This is a genomic window from Guopingia tenuis, assembly GCF_014384805.1.
In the GTDB taxonomy this organism is placed as follows: Bacteria; Bacillota; Clostridia; order Christensenellales; family Christensenellaceae; genus Guopingia; species Guopingia tenuis.
Genome location: NZ_JACRSS010000001.1, coordinates 506984 through 527391 on the forward strand (window position 1 = coordinate 506984; position 20408 = coordinate 527391).

At 54.1% G+C, this 20408-nt stretch carries 21 protein-coding genes and 1 riboswitch; of the genes, 5 read left to right on the top strand and 16 right to left on the bottom strand.

What is annotated here, in order from left to right:
- Nucleotides 1-22: 22 nt before the first annotated feature.
- The 14 genes from H8693_RS02495 to H8693_RS02560 form a co-directional block, all read right to left on the bottom strand.
- The gene (locus tag H8693_RS02495; protein ID WP_178618824.1) at nt 23-2548 is read right to left on the bottom strand and encodes a penicillin-binding transpeptidase domain-containing protein; all 2526 of its coding nucleotides are present in this window, start codon (nt 2546-2548) and stop codon (nt 23-25) included.
- Between the two features lie 22 nt (nt 2549-2570).
- Nucleotides 2571-3101 carry a hypothetical protein gene (locus tag H8693_RS02500; RefSeq protein WP_178618821.1) on the bottom strand — a complete coding sequence of 177 codons (531 nt, stop codon included), beginning with the start codon at nt 3099-3101 and terminating at the stop codon, nt 2571-2573.
- Nucleotides 3101-3940, bottom strand: a complete 840-nt coding sequence (gene mreC / locus H8693_RS02505; RefSeq protein ID WP_249279652.1) for a rod shape-determining protein MreC — start codon at nt 3938-3940, stop codon at nt 3101-3103. Before mreC ends, H8693_RS02500 begins: the two co-directional genes overlap by 1 nt.
- Before the next feature lie 129 nt (nt 3941-4069).
- A complete protein-coding gene (mreB, locus tag H8693_RS02510; protein ID WP_178618816.1) occupies nt 4070-5095 on the bottom strand; it encodes a rod shape-determining protein in 1026 nt (341 codons plus the stop codon).
- A gap of 217 nt (nt 5096-5312) precedes the next feature.
- Entirely contained in the window at nt 5313-5882 is a 570-nt protein-coding gene (locus H8693_RS02515) for a Maf family protein (RefSeq protein ID WP_249279653.1), read from the bottom strand.
- Nucleotides 5879-6700 carry an RnfABCDGE type electron transport complex subunit B gene (locus H8693_RS02520; protein ID WP_249279654.1) on the bottom strand — a complete coding sequence of 274 codons (822 nt, stop codon included), beginning with the start codon at nt 6698-6700 and terminating at the stop codon, nt 5879-5881. Before H8693_RS02520 ends, H8693_RS02515 begins: the two co-directional genes overlap by 4 nt.
- 15 nt (nt 6701-6715) lie before the next feature.
- Complete coding sequence (rsxA, locus tag H8693_RS02525; RefSeq protein WP_178618116.1) at nt 6716-7297, bottom strand: electron transport complex subunit RsxA; 582 nt, start codon at nt 7295-7297, stop codon at nt 6716-6718.
- Nucleotides 7298-7309: 12 nt separating this feature from the next.
- Entirely contained in the window at nt 7310-7933 is a 624-nt protein-coding gene (locus H8693_RS02530) for an electron transport complex subunit E (RefSeq protein ID WP_330605685.1), read from the bottom strand.
- 15 nt (nt 7934-7948) lie between these two features.
- Nucleotides 7949-8527 carry an RnfABCDGE type electron transport complex subunit G gene (locus H8693_RS02535; RefSeq protein ID WP_249279655.1) on the bottom strand — a complete coding sequence of 193 codons (579 nt, stop codon included), beginning with the start codon at nt 8525-8527 and terminating at the stop codon, nt 7949-7951.
- Nucleotides 8524-9462: an RnfABCDGE type electron transport complex subunit D gene (locus H8693_RS02540; protein WP_249279656.1), complete on the bottom strand. Its 939-nt coding sequence runs from the start codon at nt 9460-9462 to the stop codon at nt 8524-8526. The genes H8693_RS02535 and H8693_RS02540 overlap by 4 nt, the downstream gene beginning before the upstream one ends.
- An 11-nt stretch (nt 9463-9473) precedes the next feature.
- Entirely contained in the window at nt 9474-10808 is a 1335-nt protein-coding gene (rsxC, locus tag H8693_RS02545) for an electron transport complex subunit RsxC (RefSeq protein WP_249279657.1), read from the bottom strand.
- A gap of 107 nt (nt 10809-10915) precedes the next feature.
- Entirely contained in the window at nt 10916-11083 is a 168-nt protein-coding gene (locus tag H8693_RS02550; protein WP_249279658.1) for a hypothetical protein, read from the bottom strand.
- 74 nt (nt 11084-11157) lie between these two features.
- Entirely contained in the window at nt 11158-11544 is a 387-nt protein-coding gene (locus tag H8693_RS02555; protein ID WP_249279659.1) for a sulfite exporter TauE/SafE family protein, read from the bottom strand.
- A 1-nt stretch (nt 11545) separates the two neighbouring features.
- Nucleotides 11546-11914: a sulfite exporter TauE/SafE family protein gene (locus tag H8693_RS02560; RefSeq protein WP_249279660.1), complete on the bottom strand. Its 369-nt coding sequence runs from the start codon at nt 11912-11914 to the stop codon at nt 11546-11548.
- A gap of 140 nt (nt 11915-12054) precedes the next feature.
- On the opposite strand from H8693_RS02560, the gene H8693_RS02565 reads away from it, so the two are divergent.
- A complete protein-coding gene (locus H8693_RS02565) occupies nt 12055-12702 on the top strand; it encodes a TMEM198/TM7SF3 family protein (protein WP_249279661.1) in 648 nt (215 codons plus the stop codon).
- Between the two features lie 348 nt (nt 12703-13050).
- On the opposite strand, the gene H8693_RS02570 is transcribed toward H8693_RS02565, so the two are convergent.
- On the bottom strand, nt 13051-14751 hold the full coding sequence (locus H8693_RS02570; protein ID WP_249279662.1) for a B12-binding domain-containing radical SAM protein: 1701 nt from the start codon (nt 14749-14751) through the stop codon (nt 13051-13053).
- 6 nt (nt 14752-14757) lie between these two features.
- Entirely contained in the window at nt 14758-15270 is a 513-nt protein-coding gene (locus H8693_RS02575) for a LysM peptidoglycan-binding domain-containing protein (RefSeq protein WP_249279663.1), read from the bottom strand.
- Nucleotides 15271-15369: 99 nt separating this feature from the next.
- Nucleotides 15370-15468, top strand: a riboswitch (THF riboswitch).
- 97 nt (nt 15469-15565) lie between these two features.
- On the opposite strand from H8693_RS02575, the gene H8693_RS02580 reads away from it, so the two are divergent.
- From H8693_RS02580 to H8693_RS02595, 4 genes are all read left to right on the top strand, one after another.
- Nucleotides 15566-16102 carry a folate family ECF transporter S component gene (locus H8693_RS02580; RefSeq protein WP_249279664.1) on the top strand — a complete coding sequence of 179 codons (537 nt, stop codon included), beginning with the start codon at nt 15566-15568 and terminating at the stop codon, nt 16100-16102.
- 102 nt (nt 16103-16204) lie between these two features.
- The gene (locus tag H8693_RS02585) at nt 16205-17398 is read left to right on the top strand and encodes an AI-2E family transporter (protein WP_249279665.1); all 1194 of its coding nucleotides are present in this window, start codon (nt 16205-16207) and stop codon (nt 17396-17398) included.
- A gap of 140 nt (nt 17399-17538) precedes the next feature.
- Nucleotides 17539-19092: an acyl CoA:acetate/3-ketoacid CoA transferase gene (locus tag H8693_RS02590; protein WP_178618050.1), complete on the top strand. Its 1554-nt coding sequence runs from the start codon at nt 17539-17541 to the stop codon at nt 19090-19092.
- Nucleotides 19093-19267: 175 nt separating this feature from the next.
- Nucleotides 19268-20383, top strand: a complete 1116-nt coding sequence (locus H8693_RS02595; RefSeq protein ID WP_249279666.1) for a 4-hydroxybutyrate dehydrogenase — start codon at nt 19268-19270, stop codon at nt 20381-20383.
- Nucleotides 20384-20408 lie beyond the last annotated feature (25 nt).

Sequence of the window (20408 nt, forward strand, 5' to 3'; positions counted from 1 at the left end):
TCTGTTTCGTGTTTTTTTCCGCTTATTCGAGCAATCCGCCCTCGGGAGAAGCCTGCGGCTCCGTTTCTGCCGGCGCATTTTTCTGGTCGAAATAGTACTGAATGGCGGCCTTTGCCGTGGGATAAGCCTTGGAATCCGAGAATCCATGGGGCAGGAAGCAAACCACAGCGATCTCCGGATCGTCCTTGGGCGCCACCAGGCAGAGCCAGACGTTATCTTCAATATCGATATCCGAAACCACGCCGGTTCCCGTCTTGCCTGCCAGAATATCCCGATATTTAAAGTTTCCAAAGGCCTGGCTTGCCGTGCCGTCCTCTGCCGAAACCACCTGATCCATTCCTTCCATAATCGCGTTCGTGTATTCCTCGGGGATCTGCAGATCCGTTACCACTGTGGGCTCAAAGGTCTTGACTACATTCCCCTCGTTATCCACAATTTTTTCCACGATATGGGGCTGGAAAACCTTTCCTCCGTTGACGATGGCGCAGAGATACCGGGCGACGGCGATGGGAGAAAGCTGCGTCGGCTCCGAGCCAATTCCCTGCACAATGGTGTCGTTGTCCGTCCACACCACTTCGCGCACTGTGTTCACAATCTCGTTGGACCAGCCACGGCTTGAGGAGACGTTTTCCGGAATATCCAGTTCTTCGCTCAGGATCTGCCGGATCTCTTTACCGATCACCAGGCCCTTTTCCCCGGCCGTCTGCATGATGCGGGTCGCGGCCGCCTTCACTTGGTCGTCTGTATATGTCACGCCGCGTTCTGTTCCATAGTCCCTTAGCTGGCCCACCAGCTTGTTATACACCAGCAGCGGCTTATACGTCACCTGGTCGTCGATATCCTTGGAGGGGTCATAGAGCACATTCTTGTTGCCGACCCGCCCGGCCACTTCGCCGGTCAGCTCAATGCCGGTTTTGCTGGTCAGCCCCAGCTTATCCGCCCATTCGTTCAGGCGGTCGTTCCCCAGCCGGTATGCCACTTCATAGAAATAATAGTTGCAGCTGTTTTTCAGCGCCGCTACGACGTCCTGATTATGCGCGTGGTTCTGGGGATATTTGGTCCAGCAGCTGGGAATATGACCCACGATTGTCGCTCCCTCCTGCAAATGCTTGGTATAGGGGCCTTCGTCGTTGATGATGCCTTTGGGGCCCGTGAGGGTGATTTCCTCTTCCATGAGTCCGGCCAGCGCTGTGCAGAGCTTAAAGATTGAACCTGGCGTGGAGACCGAAGAAATGGCGTTGTTAAAGAGCGGCTTTGCCGGGTCCTCGTTCAGCATTTTGAAATCCTCTTCGGAAATTCCGCCGGTAAACAAATTCGGGTCATACGACGGCGAAGAAACCAGGGCCAGCACTTTGCCTGTCTTGACCTCCATAACGATGCAGGCGCCGGACTGGACATAGTTAATCGTTTTCGTGGAACGCTTTGCCAATATCTCGTCATATTCCTTGCGCTGCTCCGGATCCGCATTGTTATACATATCCTGCTGCTCGGCATACACCGTTTGAATGTTCTCCGCCAGCGTCCTTTCCAAAAGCTCCTGCAGCTGGTAATCGATGGTGAGAACCACCTTATTGCCCGGCGTCGGCGGCGTATAGGAAACCTGCCGGACCACCGTTCCCGCGCTGTCTACCTCCAAAACCTTTTTCCCCTGATGCTCCTTGCTGTTGCCCGTCAGGTACTCCTCCATTGTGGCCTCAATGCCGACTTTCCCCACAAGGTCGTCCTGGGAATAGCCCTGGGCCTCCTTTTCCTCGATTTCCTCTTCGCTCACCATCCGGCCCATATATCCAACGATATGTGCCGCCACCGTCTTTTTGGGATAGACGCGGGTGCTGCTCTCTTCGATCTGCATTCCCTTGAGCTCATTGGCCCGGGTCTCGATCTCTGAAACCGTTTCAAAGTTGACGTTATATGCGATAGTAACGGGAATATAGGAGCGATATGTCATAAGCTGCACTTCCTGCCAGATGGAAAGCAGCTTGACTGCATCCTCATATGCCATGGATTCGGGAATGCGGTACCGGGTGCGCAGGTCATAGTAGATATTCTCCGGATCCGGATAGACCGAGTTGCCCTCCGCATCCTTTACCTTGGAAATCTGCATATTTTCGCACCAGTTGTTGATGCGGTTTTCCCGCGCCTCGCCGGTGATGCTGTCGTCGATATCATAGGAAAAGGTTCCATCTTCTCCTCTGCGGATCATAAAGGTATCGATAATTTCCCCGCCCTTGGACTCGATGAGTTCGATGGTTTTCTGAATCACATCCGTATAGAAAGCGCGGTCGCTGGAAGCGTTTTCCGCCGGGTCCTTATAAAACTGCACGTCATAGCTGCTGACGTCATAGGCCAGCAGAACGCCGTTCTTGTCCATAATCGAACCGCGCGCGCCTTTCACGCTCACTGTCTTTTCGTTATTCGTGCTCACCTGGCTGGTGTATTCCTCCGCGTGGCGGATATTTAAGCTGTAGAGCTGCACTATCAGCGTGGTCAACAGCACAAATACAACGACAATATAGGCAATATATCGAGTTTTCAGCTTGGAAAACATGCTCTTCACTCCTCAATAAAACTTAGAGCCGGTATTCATCCTCCTGGCGCGCGGAAAGCGGCCGCAGGAAATTATACCGATATAACCGGGCAAACAGCAGATACAAAAGCGACGTCAGGAGAGCCGCCAGTAAAATGCCCGGGAGGGAATGGGTGAGAAACGTCCGCCCCAAATCCACAGAAACTCCCAGAAGAACTGAGAATAGCGCAGAAAGAATTTCTTTTATCAGCCATGCACCGCCCCCCAGGATGGGCACGGCATACCACTTCACATTTCCGCTTCCCCATTTCCACATGACCAGATAGAGAAGCAGGCCAATGAGAAGATACGGGAGCGAATAATAGCCGATGGCCGTCGCAAAAAGGCAGTCCATGATGACCGCGCACCCAGTCATATAGAAAACCGGAGTCATGGTGCGTTCCAGCATCACCATGCAGACCATGGCGGCCAGCATGATATCCATCTGGATGCCGAAAATCGCCGCCTGCGGCAGCACGGCGCTGTTGAAAAAGAAACAGATCAGAGAGGTGAGCAGCAACACCACATAGCGCATTATTCTTCCACCTCTTCAAAAACATGCTTGATGACCATGACTTCTTCCATACGCTCAAAGTCCACAGCACTTTTTACAGTCACGCGCTTTTCGGTCCCGGATTCCGCGCTCACTTCGGTCACCGTTCCGATGACCAGGCCTTTGGGATATACTCCGCCAATGCCCGATGTCAGAATTTTATCGCCCGGCACCACATCCGCATCGATGGGAAGATAATACATTTCCAGCGCATCGCCGGAATCCTCGGTCCCGCCCTTCAGCTTGACAACACCATTCTGCCGCGTTCTCTCCACCAGGGCCGGAACCCCGCTTTCCAGATCGATCAGCGTCATCACCTTGGCATAGGAATCCGCCGAGGATATGACGCGCCCCATCAGGCCGTCCTTTGTCAGGACGATCATATCCTTTTTCACGCCCTGGTTCCTGCCGGCGTTGATGGTAAATTCCCGGAACCATACGCCCGGATTTTTGCCAATGACCCGCGCCGTCACGATCTCATAATCGCCCACAGAATCCACGACGTTTAAAAGCTCCTTCAGCCGTTCATTTTCGCTGGCGATATTTTCATAATCCTGGAGCTTGCTTTCCAGCTCCGCCACCTTCTGCTTGAGCTCCAAATTCTCCTTGTCCAAATCTGTCGTGGAAAACAGATTGGAAAAGAAATCGCCGATACTCGCCGTGAAGTTATAGAGCCCCTCCTGCATGGGCGCAAAAATCCCCCCAATGACGCTCTGGGTTCCTCCTTCGCCGGAGGTGCCCGCCGTTGCGAACAGCAGCACAAACAGAATGATGATTAAAATAACGGCTATAAGCAAGGGACGATTCTTCCAAAAAGACATCCTCTATCTTCCTCTTTTCCATAATTCTATTGCCCATTTATCCAAAAATAAAAAGGGCGGAATACGGTTTTATAGTGATTATACCATATCTCGCCCATTCATTTCCATAAATAATTTGTGAACGTTCGGTTATGCCTCGGCGCGCATGGCATAGTGCGGGCCGCCCCGGTGCATCAGTTGCTCAATTGCCGCGCCTGCGCCGCGCACCACCGAATCCAGTGGTTCCTCCGCCAAAAAGGCCCGAACCCCGGTTTCGCGGTAAATCTGTTCATCCAGACCCCGAAGCATGGATGTCCCGCCGGCCATGACGATGCCATCTTCATAGATATCCGCCGTCAGCTCGGGCGGTGTGTTTTCCAGGGTCTGGCGAACCGCCAGGAGAATCTTTGTGACACTGTCAGTCAGCGCCTCTTTCACTTCTTTGGAAGATATCGTGACGCTGGCCGGCAGCCCGGAAATCAGGCTGCGTCCTTTGATTTCTAAAGTCTCCTCTCCCGTTTCTTCCCGCACATCGCCGATCTCAATTTTCACCAGCTCTGCCGTGGACTCGCCGATATATACATTATATTTTTTCCGGACATAATCCGAAATCGCCTCGTCCATATAGTTTCCGCCCACGCGCAGGGAACGGTGTACTACAATGCCATTCAGGGAGATTACCGCGACCTCGCTGGTTCCCCCGCCGATATCCAGAATCATCCTTCCCCGGGGAAGAGAGATATCCAGCCCCGCGCCAATGGCGGAAGCCACCGGCTCATCCATGAGAAACGTATCCCGTGCGCCTGCGGAACGCGCCGCCTCCTCCACCGCCCGCTTTTCCACATCGGTAATCCCGCAGGGAACGCACACGACGACGTTGGGATTTTTAAAAAGCCGCCGGGCCATCACCTTCTGGATAAAGTATTTCAGCATGATTTTGGTCATGTCAAAGTCCGCGATCACGCCTTCCCGCATGGGACGGACCGCCATTATCTGCCCCGGGGTCTTTCCCAGCATCTGCTTGGCCTCGCTTCCCACGGCAAGAATCTTCCGGTCCCCCGGGCGAACCGCCACAACCGACGGCTCATTTAAGACAATGCCGTTTCCCCGCTCGTAAATCAGGGTATTCGCGGTTCCCAGATCGATCCCCAGGCCTTGTGACAAATATTTCATCATAGATTCATTTCTCCTTTTCCAAAATCTGCATATACTCTTTCCATATTTCTCCCAAGTTATACCTATGGGTCGGGCATCTTTTGTTTGGATGAAAATGTATCTTTTTTTATATATATGATCCTTTTGCCGGGCTTACGCCCCTGACAGGCGCTGTTATCCACTTTTTATACAAAAAAATAACCACGCGTTTCCATCGTGGCTATTTTCCCATTTTTCTTTAGATCAGCTGCATATCCCGAAGCAGGGCATAGAGCTTTTGAACCGGAAGCCCCATGACGTTATAATAGCAGCCGTGAATTCCGCTGATCCACCGGGCCATTTTTCCCTGAATGCCATAGGCCCCCGCCTTATCGGCATATTCTTCCGTATCCAGATAATCCTCCAGCTCTGCTTTGGATATCTCCGCCATGACCACTTCCGTCTTTGCCGCATCCCGGCGGACCTGTCCGGTTTCTGTATCGATTACGCAAATCCCCGTATACACCGCATGCGTGTTCCCCGAAAGGATTTGCAGCATCCGCCGCGCGTCCGCCCGGTCCCGGGGCTTGCCGAGAATCTCTCCCCCGGCATATACAACCGTGTCCGCACCGATGACCACCGTGCCCTTTTCTGCCTTTCGGGCCACGGCTTCCGCCTTTCGATGGGCCAGCTCTTCCACCAGCTTCCCGGGATCCCGCTCCTTCAGGTTTTCGTCTGCCGCGCTCACCTGGACTGTAAATTCCGGCAGAACCAGCCCCAGCAGCTCCCGCCGCCGGGGAGAGGCAGAGGCAAGAAGGAATTTTCTCATGCTTCCCCCGCCTCTTCCGCCGCGCTGCCCAGGAAAGTAATGCAGCCGGGCTTGCACTTTTCCGCGCATGCCCCGCAGCCAATACATTTTTCATAGTCAAATACCGGCAGGTTGTTCTCCATCACAATCGCCCCTTCCGGGCAGGTTTTCGCGCAGAGCTTGCATCCAATGCATCCCGCCGTGCAGACGTTCAAAACTGCTTTTCCAAAATCCCGGTTACGGCAGGCCGCATATACCGGGCGGCTCTGTTCCATGATGACAATGCCATGCTGCGGACATTCCTCTGCGCATTTTCCGCAGCCCGTGCAGAGCTCTTCGTCAATCTCGGCAATGCCGTTCTCTCCGATTTCTATAGCTCCGAAAGGACATACTCTTGCACAGGTACCCAGCCCCAGGCAGCCCACCCGGCACATCTTAAAGCCGCCGGCCACCAGAGCCGCCGCCTTGCAGTCCATGACGCCGTCATAGGCCGCCTTATCTTTACAGGCCCCATGATCGCCCCGGCAGAGCACCCGGGCCACCTTTTTTTCGCCCGCCTGCACTGCCACGCCGAGGATCTCCCCGATCTTATCCAAATTCTCTTTGGAGCAGGCCGAGCAGGCTCCAGGAGCTGCGGTTCCCTCCACCAGAGCCGCCGCCAGGCCGTCGCATCCCGGAAAACCGCATCCGCCGCAGTTGGCGCCGGGAAGATATTCCCGCACCTGCTCTACCCGGGGATCTGTCTTGACTGCCAGTTTTTTTGACGCAATTCCCAGCCCCAAACCCAGAACGATGCCCAGGCCGCCAAGAACCGCCAATGACCAAATGATCGCTTCCAAATGCGTTTCCTCCCCCTAAATCATTCCCTGGAATCCCAGGAAGGCAATGCTCATGAGTCCCGCTGTTATAAGCGCAATGGGAAAGCCCTGCAAAGGCTGGGGAATATCCGAATATTCCAGCTTTTCCCGGATGCCTGCAAACAGAACGATGGCCAATGTGAAACCGACCGCGCCGCCAAACCCATTCACCAGGGATTCCAGCAGGTTATAGTGCTCGTTGATATTGAGAATCGCCACGCCCAGCACGGCGCAGTTTGTCGTAATCAGCGGCAGATATACGCCCAGCGCCTTATAGAGCGAAGGGCTCATCTTCTGGATCACCATTTCCACCAGCTGCACCAGCGCCGCAATCACAAGGATAAATGCGATGGTCTGCAAATAGGCCACGCCCAGCGGCTCCAGCACAAAATACTGCACCAGATAGGTAATGACGCTGGCCAGGGACATGACAAAGGTAACCGCCGCCCCCATGCCCAGGGCCGTGTTGATCTTCTTGGAAACCCCCAGGAAGGGACAGCAGCCCAAGAACCGCGACATGACGAAGTTGTTTACCAGAATAGAGCTCAAAAGGATGACGAAAATATTTGTAAAATCCATGCTGCCGCCCTCCTATGCCTTTTTCTTCATGATCTTGTTGATGAGTCCCAGGAGCAGCCCCAAAGTGATGAAGCCTCCCGGCGCCAGGATCATGATGAGCGCCGGCGGATACCCCGGCCCGAAAAGGGAGATCCCCAGGAAGGTTCCGTTGCCCAGGATTTCCCGGATCGTTGCGATCAGGGTAAGGGCCAGCGTAAAGCCAATCCCCATGCCCAGCCCATCGAGAATGGAGGGGACGACCTGGTTTTTGGAGGCAAAGGCCTCTGCCCGGCCCAATATGATGCAGTTGACCACAATGAGCGGGATGAAGATTCCAAGAGCGCTGTCCAATGCGGGCAGGAACGCCTTCATCAGCAGCTGGACGATGGTCACAAACGCTGCGATAATCACGACATAGGCCGGAATCCGAACCTTTGCCGGGATGAAGTTGCGCAGCAGCGCGATCACCATATTCGAGCAGATGAGGACAAACGTGGCCGCCGCCCCCATGCCCAGAGCGTTGGAAACCGCCGTCGTCACAGCCAGGGTCGGGCACATGCCCAGCACCAGCCGGAACGTGGGGTTTTCGTCGATGATTCCATTTTTTATGATCTTTCCGGCGATGGAAGTCGGTTTTGCCGTTTCTTTTTCTTTCACCTTCGCGCCCTCCTCTCAGCCTTTCACATATTTGTCATAGCAGCCCACTGCGGTATTCACGGCGTCGGTAATCCCTTTTGATGTAATGGTAGCGCCGGAAATGGCAAGAATTTCACTCTCCCCTGCCGTCCCGTTTTTGATGACGCTCAGCGAACCGTCCGCCGGTTTCCCGGCAAACTGCTCATAAAATTCCGGCTCGGCAGCTTTCGCCCCCAGGCCCGCCGTCTCCTCATGGCTGCCAATGCTGACGCCGCTCACCGTCCCGTCGTTCTTGATGCCCACGGTCAGCACAATGCCCGGTTTAAACCCTTTGGCGGTCATCCGCACGGTCGCGCCGACCACGCTGCCTGCAGCGTCCTTGCCGGTATACACTTCGGTGATGCTGCTGTATGCCTCGTCCGCGCTGATCGCCGCCATGTCTACAGCCTCAAAGCTTGCCGCCTCCGGCAAAACCTGCTGCCGGGCTTCGGTGGCCTGCCTGGTCTCCTGCTCCGCGATGGGATCTTTGGTGATAAAATAAGTTCCTCCCAGCAGTGCGCCGGCGATAAAGGTGATGACAAAGAGCTTGAGGGTCATTTTTAAAATTTCCTTCATTTCGCCTTCACCTCCCCATAGATCCGCGGCGGGAATGCCCGTTCCAGAAGCGGCGTCACCAGGTTCATCAGGAGAATTGAGAAACATACGCCTTCGGCATAGCCGCCAAACAGCCGGATCACGCCCGTCAAAATGCCGCAGCCCAGGGCATATATAAACTGGGCCAAAGGCGTGGAAGGCGAGCTGACATAGTCTGTTGCCATAAAGAAGGCCCCCAGGAACAGCCCGCCGGAAAGAATATGCGGCAGAACCATATCCGGGCCTTTAAACAGCAGCACGAACACTGCCACTGTCCCGATATACGTCAGAGGAATGCGGCAGGAGATGACCCTGCGCGCTATAAGGTACACGCCGCCCAGCAACAGGGCGAGGGCGCTGGTTTCTCCCATGCTGCCCGCCGTCTGCCCCAAAAGCATCTGCAACAGGCTGGGAAGCCCCGCCGTCTCCCCCGCCTTCATCATGGCAAGAGGGGTCGCCGAAGCCACGGTATCCACGCCGGGAAGCAGGAAGGTCGTCATGGCCACCGGCCAGGCCACCAGCAGCATCGCCCGGGCCGCGAGAGCCGGATTGATGAAGTTATGCCCCAGTCCTCCAAAGCACTGCTTGCAGATGGCAATGGCAAACGCCGCACCTACAATGGGGATATAGAGGGGCACCCCCGCCGGCAGGTTGAGGGCCAGCAAAACGCCCGTAACCGCGGCAGAGCCGTCCAAAACCGTCACCCGGCGCTTGCAGAGCACCTGGATCAGGGCCTCCGTTGCCATCGCCGAGGCTACGCTCACCGCCAGCAGAATGGCCGCCTGAACGCCAAAGAAATAGATCGCCGCCCCGCAGGCCGGAAGGAGCGCAATGATCACATCCAGCATAATGCGCGAAACGGTGGAAGAATCTGTGATATGGGGCGAAAACGCCAATACATATTGTTCGTTGTCCATAATTCCGCCTCCTATTGTTTTTTCCTGCGTTTGGCGGCAATGGCATCCTTGGCCACCCGGATGGATTGACATAGGTGCCGGTTTGCCGGGCAGATAAACGAACAGCAGCCGCACCCCATGCAGTCCATGGCATGATACTTTTCCGCCCGCCCCCAATCATAGTGATCCGAAGCTGCGCTGATCATCATGGGCATCAGGTGCATGGGACATACCGATGCGCACCGCCCGCAGTGAATGCAGTTGGATTTTTTTGTGTTCTGAATATGGTCTTCTCCCAGGGCCAGCAGGCCGGAAGTCGTTTTCGTCACCACGCCGTCCACCCGGTCCAGCGGCGTTCCCATCATGGGCCCTCCGTCGATCAACCGTTTCACCCCGGGTTTCATGCCGCCGCAATAGTCCAGCACCTCTTTGATGGGCGTCCCGATGCGGACCAGAAGGTTTTTTGGATTTTCCACATGGCCGGTCACCGTCACCACGCGGTTCACAATAGGCATTCCCGTGTCGATGGCTTCGGCAATGGCCGCCGCGGAAGCCGCATTGATGACCACCACGCCCACATCCATGGGCAGGCCGCCCGAGGGAACCTGCCGTCCCAAAATCGAATCGATCAGCTGTTTTTCCGAGCCCTGGGGATATTTTGTTTCCAGGATCTTGACGCGGATGGTGTTGGTATCCAGCGCCTTCTGGAGAGCCGCCGCCGCATCCATTTTATTGTCCTCCACGGCGATAAACCCCAGCTTCACATCCAGCGCCTTCATCACGGCTTTGAGTCCCAAAATCACACCGCCCGGGTTTTCCAGCATAACCCGGTGGTCAGCCGTCAAAAAGGGCTCGCATTCCGCCCCATTGACAATCACCGTGTTGATAGGCTTATCCGCCGGCGGCGAGAGCTTTGCGTGGGTGGGGAACCCCGCGCCGCCCAGGCCGATATTGCCCGCTTCTTTGATGAGCGCCCGGATCTCGTCCGGCGTCAGCGTATCCAGCGGGCCCTGGGGCGCGATTTTGGGGTCAACCTCGTCCTCAAAATCGTTGGCAATGACGATATTGACCACATCCCGGCCCGCCTTGTTCGGCTTTGGGGCAATTTCCTTTACCGTTCCCGAAACACTGGCATGCACGGGCACACTCACAAAACCGCTTGCCTCGGCGATTTTCTGGCCCAGCTTCACTCTGTCTCCCACCTCGACAATCGGCACGGCCGGCGCGCCGATATGCTGGGCGCAGGGAATGCTGACCGTCTCCGGCGCCGGCATGACCTCAATGGCCAGACGCTCGGTCTGCAATTTCCCATGGTGAAGCTTTGGCAAAGGATGGATTCCGCCCTTAAACGTCAGATTCCTTCCCATGAATCAATTACCTCCCATTTTCCTCTCAGTTGTCACGCGTTCCACATGGAATCGTAGGTTTTGAATTACTTCTTATTATACATGGATCGCCATTCTTTGACAAATATTTATTTTGAGAAATGTTTCTCTATAATAAATATATATGCTGCATCATACCCGGATATGGGTTTGTCCGCCGCTCCTTTTGCATGGCCGCCCTGTCCATCCGCACTCATTCCCTTCCAAAATATAAATTCGTTACAAGCTTTTTCTCTCTTTTCCGCCAGTTCCGCCATGCGTCCGGAAGCCGCTTTTTGGCATATAAAAAGCCGCGGAAGCCTTTACTTCCGCGGCAGTCTCGTTTGTCATCTTATTTCGCTTTTTGCTTTTTCTTCTGGATAAAATTTTTTATGAGAGCCACCGCCCGCATCCCGCCCAGCAGAATGAGAAATCCGCCAAACAGTTTCCGGAGCAGATCGTTTTCCATGCTCCCCACAACCCAAGCGCCAAGCAGGGCGCCTGCCAGGCCGGAAATGCAGAGGAAGATGGCCAGCTTGAAATCCACCCGCTTCTTTTTGATATGTGCTGCCAGGGCAAACCCGGCCATGGGCAGAAACGCCAAAAGGTTCAGTCCTTGTGCCGCATGTTGGTTCACGCCCAAAAACAGCGTCAGAACGGGAATCAGGATGATTCCGCCGCCCATGCCCATGCCGCCGATAATGCCAAAAACAAATCCCGCAACTGCAAACCAAATCATATCAAAACACCATCCGTATTCCAGAGGCGATGATGAGCAGCGTAAAAATGGCGTTCACCCATTCCCCCTTTAATTTATCCAACAGCAGCGCCCCGACCAGGCCGCCGGCGCATGCTCCGCCCAGCAGGAACCAAGTGCTGCCCTCAAAGCTGACGCTGCCCGACAGGAAATAAATCACCGCGCTGGCAATCGACAGGGGCAGAATGACCAGAAGGGATGTGGCATGGGCCTTCTTCTGCTCCACTCCCAGCTTTTCCATGGCCTGGACGGCGATAATGCCGCCGCCTGAACCGAAAAACCCGTTTACGGCGCCGATCACCAGCCCCAATACTATTTTGATTGTCTTGTCAAATTTTTTTAACGCCTTCATAGAAATGTAGTATACCCAGCGGGCGGGAAAACATTACAAAACAAAACGCGTTTTTCCCTTTACAGTTTTTTTCTTTTTGACTATAATAAATGTTACGAAATGGCGCGATTTTTCACGAATGCTGCGGATAGGAGTATGGTATGGCTACATTTTCGGGTATTGCATTTTTTATTGTCAATTTATTTTTAGCGTTCATTCTCTGTTTCTTCGGCTACCGCTATGTCAGAAAGCTGATTATGGCCTATGGCTTCCTTTTTGGATTCCTGGCGGCCTTTTTGCTTTTGGCTCCCGTTGCCGGCCTCAGCACGGTTCTGGCTCTGGTATTTTCTATTCTCATCGGTGTGGGGGTCTGCCTTCTCGTCTATTTCCTCTATCATGTCGGAATTTTTCTTATGGGAGCTTCCTTTGGCGCCCTCATCGGATGGGCCATTCTCGTCCTGTTCGGCGGGAGCGTGACCACTACCTTCGGCATCATCTTCATCTGTGTTTTCGCCGTTGCCCTGGGCAGCCTGACCATCGTTTACCGGCGCGCCTTTCTCATTTTTTCCACGTCCTTTAACGGCGCTTCGTCTCTGGCTCTGTATGGCGGATATTTCTTTCTCCACCTCTCTTCTATTTTTTCCGCCCAGGCCGGAACCGCCAGCCAGACTCTCCGATCCCTGAGCCGCGCGGTTACCGCTTTTCAGCAGACCCACGCCCACTGGCTTCTTCTGGCAACTCTGGTGCTCGCCATTCTTGGAATTCTCATTCAGTTCACAAAAACAGCGCCCCGAAAAAAATCAAAATAATTTTTTCGCCGCATGTATACTTTGTCAAAATCCGGGATACAATACATAACGATACAGTTACAAGAATGAGAAAAGGCCCTCCGCAGCAAGGTTCTGTGGCCGGACTTTTCAGCAAAAAACATTGTAATTTGTATTAAGTTTCCCGTTTCATTTTTCCTCTATAAAGGCTGCCCGGGCATTGTGCCCGGGCAGTTTTTATTTACCGTATAAAGCCATCGGCAGGGCCGGCGGCGGTATCTCGATCAAGTTTTTAAAATCCCCGTAATGCCGAATCGGCGGCAGATACATGAAATTGATTCCCCGCCGCCGCGCCTTTTGGCGCAATGCCATCCTCCATCTGGCCCGGGCTTATTGCTTCCCGGTTTCACTTTTTTCTTGGAACGGCTCTTGTCCCAAAACCCGCCGGACGCCTGCCGCATAGTCAAAGAGAACGATTGTCTCTTTCTCCCGCAGCTTTCCTTCCCGCAGATATCCGGGAATGTCCGCCGAAAACCATTCCAGACGGGTATAATGCCAGGGGCGCTTCCCCTTTCGGTTTTCCGGCACCCATTCCTCCGGGAAGTCCCGATAGAATGCGCGCCGCTCGGCTTCCCTCCCGGGCTGTTCCAAAAATTCGGGCAGGCGGGGGCGGAAGTTTCGACAAAGAGCGTCCCAGCGAAGAAAATCCCGCCCATATGGAATATTTCGCCTCTCTCCGAAGGCGAGAAGCGATGCCGCCAGGTCCCCTTCCGTCCAATTCCGGGGCGGCTTTCCCTCCTTTGCCAGGTCGTTCCATTCCCGGAAAAACGCAAAATACCCGCCGCACTGTCTGGAAAACCACCGCACAGTTTGAGGAAACAGGCCGGAATTATAGGCCCGGTCCAGCAGATATTCGATTTCATGGAGCAGGGCCAGCTCTGCCGGAGCGATGGCGTCCGTCCGGGTCACCTCATAAGGCGCGCTTTTTTGATATTCAATGCCATACCGGGCCGCTTCCGCCTCCATTGCCGAGCCATGGAGCACCTTCAAAAAACCCAGCTGCACCTTTTCCGCTCCCACATCCATCACATCGTCAATGGACTTAGCAAATTCCCCGAGTCCCTCCAAAGGCAGCCCGGCAATGAGATCCAGGTGCTGGTGTACGTTTCCGCCCTCGGCAATGCGCCGCACCATCCGCCGGGTGTGGGAAAAATCCTGTTCCCGCCGAATTGCCCGCAGCGTGGGCGGATGGGTGGACTGCACGCCGATTTCCAGCTGGATCAGTCCCTTTTTCGCCCGGGACAGGATTTCCGCCGTCTCGTCGTCCAGAAGGTCGGCCGCAATTTCAAAGTGGAATCCGGTATTCCCGCCTTTTTCCGCGATGTCCCGGAAAATTTCCTTGGCCCGGGCCTTGTCCGCGTTAAAGGTACGGTCCACAAATTTCACCCGCATCACGCCGGCTCTCCGGAAAAGCTCCAGATCCTGTTTCACCTTTTCCGCCGGAGCAAACCGAACACCCTTTTCGATGGAGGACAGGCAATAAGAACAGGCAAACGGGCATCCCCGGGAGGACTCGTAATAGACGACGCGGTTTTTCAATTCCTTCAAATCAAAATACGGCTGTTCCAGCTCCTGCAGTTCCACAGGAGAGGCCGCCGGATTCGTCCGCTTTTTTCCGCCTTCCAAAAAACAGAGAGAAGGCGTTTCCCTGCGCGGCTCCCGGCCTGCAAGAAATGCCTCGGTCCAGGCCCGGAAGGGCTTTTCCCCTTCGCCCAGAATCACATCGCCATATTCCAAAAAGGATTCCGGCGAATACGTCGCCTCCGGCCCGCCAAACAGCACGGCCGCCCCCTCCCTTTTCAGAGCTGCGCCCAGGCGGCGGCAAAAATCCACATTCCAAATATAGACGGAAAAGCCATAGGCCCTCCCTCCTTTATTCAAGAGATCGCTTAAAATGGATTCCAGGGGCATATTGATGGTATATTCCGCGATGCCCACGGCCGGGTTGTCCGCATAATTCTTCAAATACCGGATGGCCGGGTTCGTATGGGCAAATTTCGCGTTGATCCCCACAAGCCAGATGCTCTGCATAAAAATCTATATTCCTTCCCGCTTTCCCGGGATCACCAGCTGCAGGCCGGGGTAGAGCGTCTCCGGCAAATCGTTTGCGCCGCGCAGCGCCGCCACGGTCACGCCGAATTTTTCCGCCACGCCCTCCAGGGTGTCCATCGATGTTAGTGAGTATACCGCAAAATCTTCCGGGAAGCAAGGAACGAAAAGCCGCATCCCTGCCCGGAGCTCTTCCGGCCGCGTCAGTCCGTTTTCCAAAAGAATGGCGTTCATCGTCGTGTGAAACCTCTGGGCAATGGAATAGACCGTATCCCCCGGGCGGACCTGATAGGTCTGTTTTCCGGATCTTGCTTCTCCCTCCCCGCTTGTTTCCTCTGCTTTCCAGCAATAGTCCACGGGGGGAATCTGCAGCTTCCGCCCGGCAAACAGGCGGTCTTCGGCACCCAGATGGTTCGCCCGGATGATCATGCAGACCGGAACGCCATAGCGGGCGCTCAGCATCTCCAAAGTCTCTGTGCGTGCAAGAACATGCGTTTTCATCCTATCCCTCCTTTTCCGGCTGTATATATCTATGACCCCTTTTTTCTTTATATACCGCTTGCCACCCCGGGCAATGTGTGGTATACTCGCCCTAGAATATGCAGAGTAGGGTCACGCGCGTATAGTGTCCTGGGATGGGATGTCGCCCAGGAACGAAAGGTCTTTTCCGGCCTGCGGTGCGGTCCCGCGTCCGCTGCGAATACAACTAAAGAGGGTTTTTGTTTGCCTGCCCGCAGGCTGCCTCTTTTTTTCGTTGGCACGCTCGTTGCTATTCTAAGAAAAAGGAGGTATTTTTATGAAAAACAAAACAACGCAAACCATCGTCTTTGCAGCTCTCCTGCTGACCCTTGCCGTCGTGCTGAAAATTTTCGGCATCCCTGTCAGTCTGTTCGGCGGTCTGGCGAAGGATATCAATCTGTCTCCCGTGATCATCCTGTACAGCGGCATGGTCCTGGGCCCGGTCTATGGCGGCCTGATCGGCGGCGCCACCGACCTTTTGGTCTTTTTGATTCGGCCTCTTGGCGGATATTTCCCGCTTTTCACCATCACCAACGCTCTGATGGGAATTCTTCCCGGATTATTTTTCCAAAGGGGGCACCGGAACTTCAAATTTGTGAAAATCCTGCTGGTCACTCTGTTGACTCAGACGGTCTGTTCCTTCGTTTTAAACACACTGACTCTGATTTATCTGGGAATGCCGCCGCAGGTGGCCTGGCTCCGGGCGACAACCACCTATATTTTCGTCCCGGTCTATGCGGCCCTGATCTTTGTCCTCACCATATATTCCCTGCGGCTGTTCCGCGGCACGCCGCTGGCCGTGCAGAATGAATAAATCCGTATAATTTCTGCTTTCCGGCATATTTTAGTAATAAGCCAGGCCGTCCTCCGGGCGGCCTGAACTTTACTCCCAGCTTACGAAAGAGAGGAATTCTCCATGAAAGTCCGTTGGAATGAAAAATATACGACCATCGCCGTCTATACATTTCTGGTTTTGGCGGCCGCCATTCTGTTTTTATTCCTGCTCTTGAATCTGGCTTCCATCTCTTCGGTTCTCTCCACCTTTTTTGCCATCATCAGCCCCTTTATCTGGGGCTTTGCCATCGCATATATATTAAATCGGCCCCTGCATTTTTTTGAAGAGACGGTCTATGCTGGCCTGAACCGGAAAAAGCCCCGGCCCAAGCTCGTCCGCGGCCTTTCGGTCACTACGGTCATCCTTCTGTTCATCCTCATCCTCGCCGGGCTGATCTGGATCATTCTTCCCCAGCTGGTGGACAGCATCGCCCGCCTGTTTGACCAGCTTCCCAGCTATTTTCAGGAATTTATTGCCTGGCTCAAGGGGGTTTTGGAATCCATGCATCTGGATACCTCCAAAATCAGTCAGCTGGCCATCACCTGGGAGGGCTTTTTAAAATCTGTCATCAGCTATGTCCGGGATCTGTTCCCGGATCTGGCCAGCACGGGCATCAATCTGACTATCAGTGTCGTTGGCCTCATTGGGAATTTCTTTATCGCCCTCATCGCCAGCATCTATCTCATGCTCTCCAAAGAGAAATTTATCATGCAGACCAAAAAATTCCTCTTTGGCGTATTCCCTCAAAAATTTACCGAGCGGATGATCCTGGTCACCCGGGAAAGCCACACAATTTTCAGCAATTTCATCTCGGGAAAACTTTTGGAATCTGCCATTGTCGGCGTCCTCACCTTTGTCTGCATGACCATCATCGGCATCGACTATGCCCTCCTCATCAGCATCATCATGGGTATATTCAATCTGGTTCCCTTCTTCGGCCCCTTTATCGGCGCTATTCCCAGCGCCCTGCTCCTGCTGATTCTGAATCCGGCCGATGCCCTTTGGTTCATCATTCTAACGCTGGTGCTCCAGCAGCTGGACGGCCAGCTCATTGGGCCAAAAATCCTCGGCGATTCCACCGGCCTCACGGCCTTTTGGGTCATTTTCGCGATTGTTCTGGGCGGCGGCCTGTTCGGCGTCCTGGGCATGATCCTGGGGATCCCGCTGTTTGCTGTATTCTATTCCCTGGTTCGGGAATTTACCAATTCCCGTCTGGAAAAGAAGGGGCTTTCCACTCGGGCTTCGGATTATCGCTCCACAAAAAACCGGAAGTAGAAAACGATCCCTCGCCCGCTGATGCCCTTTTTCATTCGCAGTTTTTTCACCGTTCTATTGTATAAAAATGCAATTTTTATTATAATAATAGGGCGGTTTTTTTATTTTCCGCAAATCAGACGATTCGGGAGGCGTTGTATATGGCAGTGCAGGTTTTGACCGCAAAAGAGGCAGCTAAGCTGGTTCCCGACGGTTGTAATTTCGCTACGGATGGCTACGTGGGGGCAGGGTTTGCTGAGGAAATCGCCCAGGAGATTGAACGCCGTTTTTTGGAAACCGGGCATCCCCGGGATCTCACGCTGCTGTTTTGCGCCGGCGAGGGCGACTATAAAAAGCGTGGGCTGAACCATTTCGCCCATGAAACCATGATCCGACGGGCCATCGGCGGATATTGGGGCCTGGCGCCCAATCTGGGGACGCTGGCCGTGGAAAACAAAATCCTCGCCTATAACTTCCCCCAGGGTGTCCTCTCCCATATTTTCCGTGACTGCGCCGCCGGAAAGCCCGGCACCATCACCCATGTGGGACTGAATACCTATGTGGACCCCCGGCTTCAAGGCGGAAAGATCAACGATGTCACCAAAGAGGATCTGGTCCGTCTGATGGAGATTGACGGCAGGGAGTATCTCTTCTATCAGCGCATTCCCATTGATTTTGCCATATTAAAAGGCACCTTTGCCGATGAGCGGGGCAATATATCCATCGAGCACCGCGGCACAAAGATGGACATGCTGGTGATTGCCGAAGCCTGCAAAAACTGCGGCGGCAAGGTGATCGTTCAGGTGGAACGGCTGGTCAAGGCGGGCACGCTGGACCCAAAAAAAGTGGAAATTCCCGGCATGCTGGTGGATGCCGTTGTGCTTGTGGAGGATATGAAGAATCATATGATGTCCTTTGCAACCCAATATAACCCCGGTTTTTCCGGCGAATGCACCATCAGCGATGACAGCTTCGTGCCTATGGAGATGGGCGTTAAAAAAATCATCGCCCGGCGGGCCGCCTTCGAGCTTAAGGAAAACAGCATCATCAACCTAGGCATCGGAACGCCGGAATTTGTTTCCTCCATCGCCATGGAAGAGGGAATCCGGGACCATTTTATTCTGACGGTAGACGACGGCATCGTGGGAGGAAGCCCGCAGAGCGATGCGGATTTCGGCCTGAGTCTGAACCCGGAATGCATCATGCCCCATTCTTCCCTCTTTGACTTTTATCATGGCCGCGGGCTGGACCAGGCGTTCAGCGGGCTGGCCCAGGTCGACGCCCATGGGAACGTGAATGTTTCCAAATTCGGCCCCAAGGTTCCCGGATGCGGCGGGTTCATTGATCTGACGCAAAACGCCCGGCAGCTCTTCTTTTTGGGCACCTTCACGGCCGGCGGGCTGGAAGCCGAAGTCTCCGGCGGAGAACTGCATATCCGCAAGGATGGGCGGTTCTGCAAATTCCGCAACACCATTGAGCAGATCAGCTTCAGTTCGGAATACGCCCTGAAGCACGATCTTCCGGTATTGTTTATCACGGAACGGGCGGTTTTGCAGCTCACCCATGAGGGCCTGCTGCTCACGGAAATTGCCCCGGGCGTGGATTTGGAGCGGGATATCCTGGCGCACATGAAATGCCGCCCTCTGGTATCCGGAAATTTGAAACGCATGGATGCGCGCATCTTCCGGGAAGAGAAAATGGGTCTGGGAAAATAAATCGGCAAGAAAAAAGACCTGCTGGGCGGGTCTTTTTTCTTTGCCAGAGCATCTGTCGTTATGAAACCGGCAAATGAAACCGCTTACGTTTTCCTTGACTTATCCGGGGGTTTATATTATGTTATAGATATGATGAAATTCACATTTCACTCAAACTAATCTTTGGAGGCAAACCATGTCAAGTTTTAAAATCGTACCTGAAATACATGTGATGGATACCCTTCGTGAATTCTTAGATACTTTTTCCGTTGGAAAGGGGGATATTCTGCTCACCGACCGCTGCCTGTATGACCCCTATCTGGCGGACAAAAATCTGGAATGCACGGTGATTATCCAGGATGATTTCGGTCCCGGCGAACCCAACAGCGATAAAGTCAAGGCCATCTATGAAACCGCGAAAAAGACCAGCTTCAAACGTGTTGTCGGCATCGGCGGCGGCACGGTTATCGATATTGCAAAGCTCCTTTGCCTGGGCGATTTGACCCGTATGCTGGATATGTTCCAGGGTAAAATCCCCGTCCGCAAGCAGCATGAGCTGCTGATCCTCCCCACCACCTGCGGCACGGGCAGCGAGATCACCAACATTTCTATCGTCGCTTTCAACGACCTGAATATCAAGCTGGGATTGGCGCAAAACGCCCTCTATGCAGATCATGCCGTGCTTGTTCCTGAGCTTTTGCAGGGGCTTCCCTATCGCGTGTTCCTTTTAAGCTCCATCGACGCCATGATTCATGGCATGGAGTCCTATCTCTCCCCCAAAGCCAACACCTTCACCCGGTTCTTCTCGGTGGATGCCATCCGGACGATTCTGAAGGGATATATGCGCCTCGCAGAGAAAGGCGAAGGCGAAAAGACGGCCTTGCTGAAGGAATTTCTGATCGCCAGCTGCTATGCCGGCATTGCATTCTCCAACGCGGGATGCGGAACCGTTCACGCTATGTCCTATCCCCTGAGCGGCGAGTATCATCTGCCCCATGGGGAGGCTAACCATGAATGCCTGATCGAGGTTTTCAAATACTATTATGCCAAGAATCCCTCCGGCGATTTGGCGGATCTCATGGCTCTCATCGCCTCGATTCTGGGATGCGAACAGAAGGACGCCATTGAAGCCCTGGAAAAGCTGCTCGATTCCCTCATTCAGCGCCGGCCCTTGGCCTCCTTTGGAATGACCGAGGAAAAGGCCGCGGAATTCGCCGAATCGGTGGAAAAGACCCAGCAGCGTCTGCTGGCCAACAGCTATGTCCCCATGAATGTTCCGGATATGGCGGAGATTTATAAAAAACTGTTGTAAAGTTATGGAAAGTAAAATTCCGGGC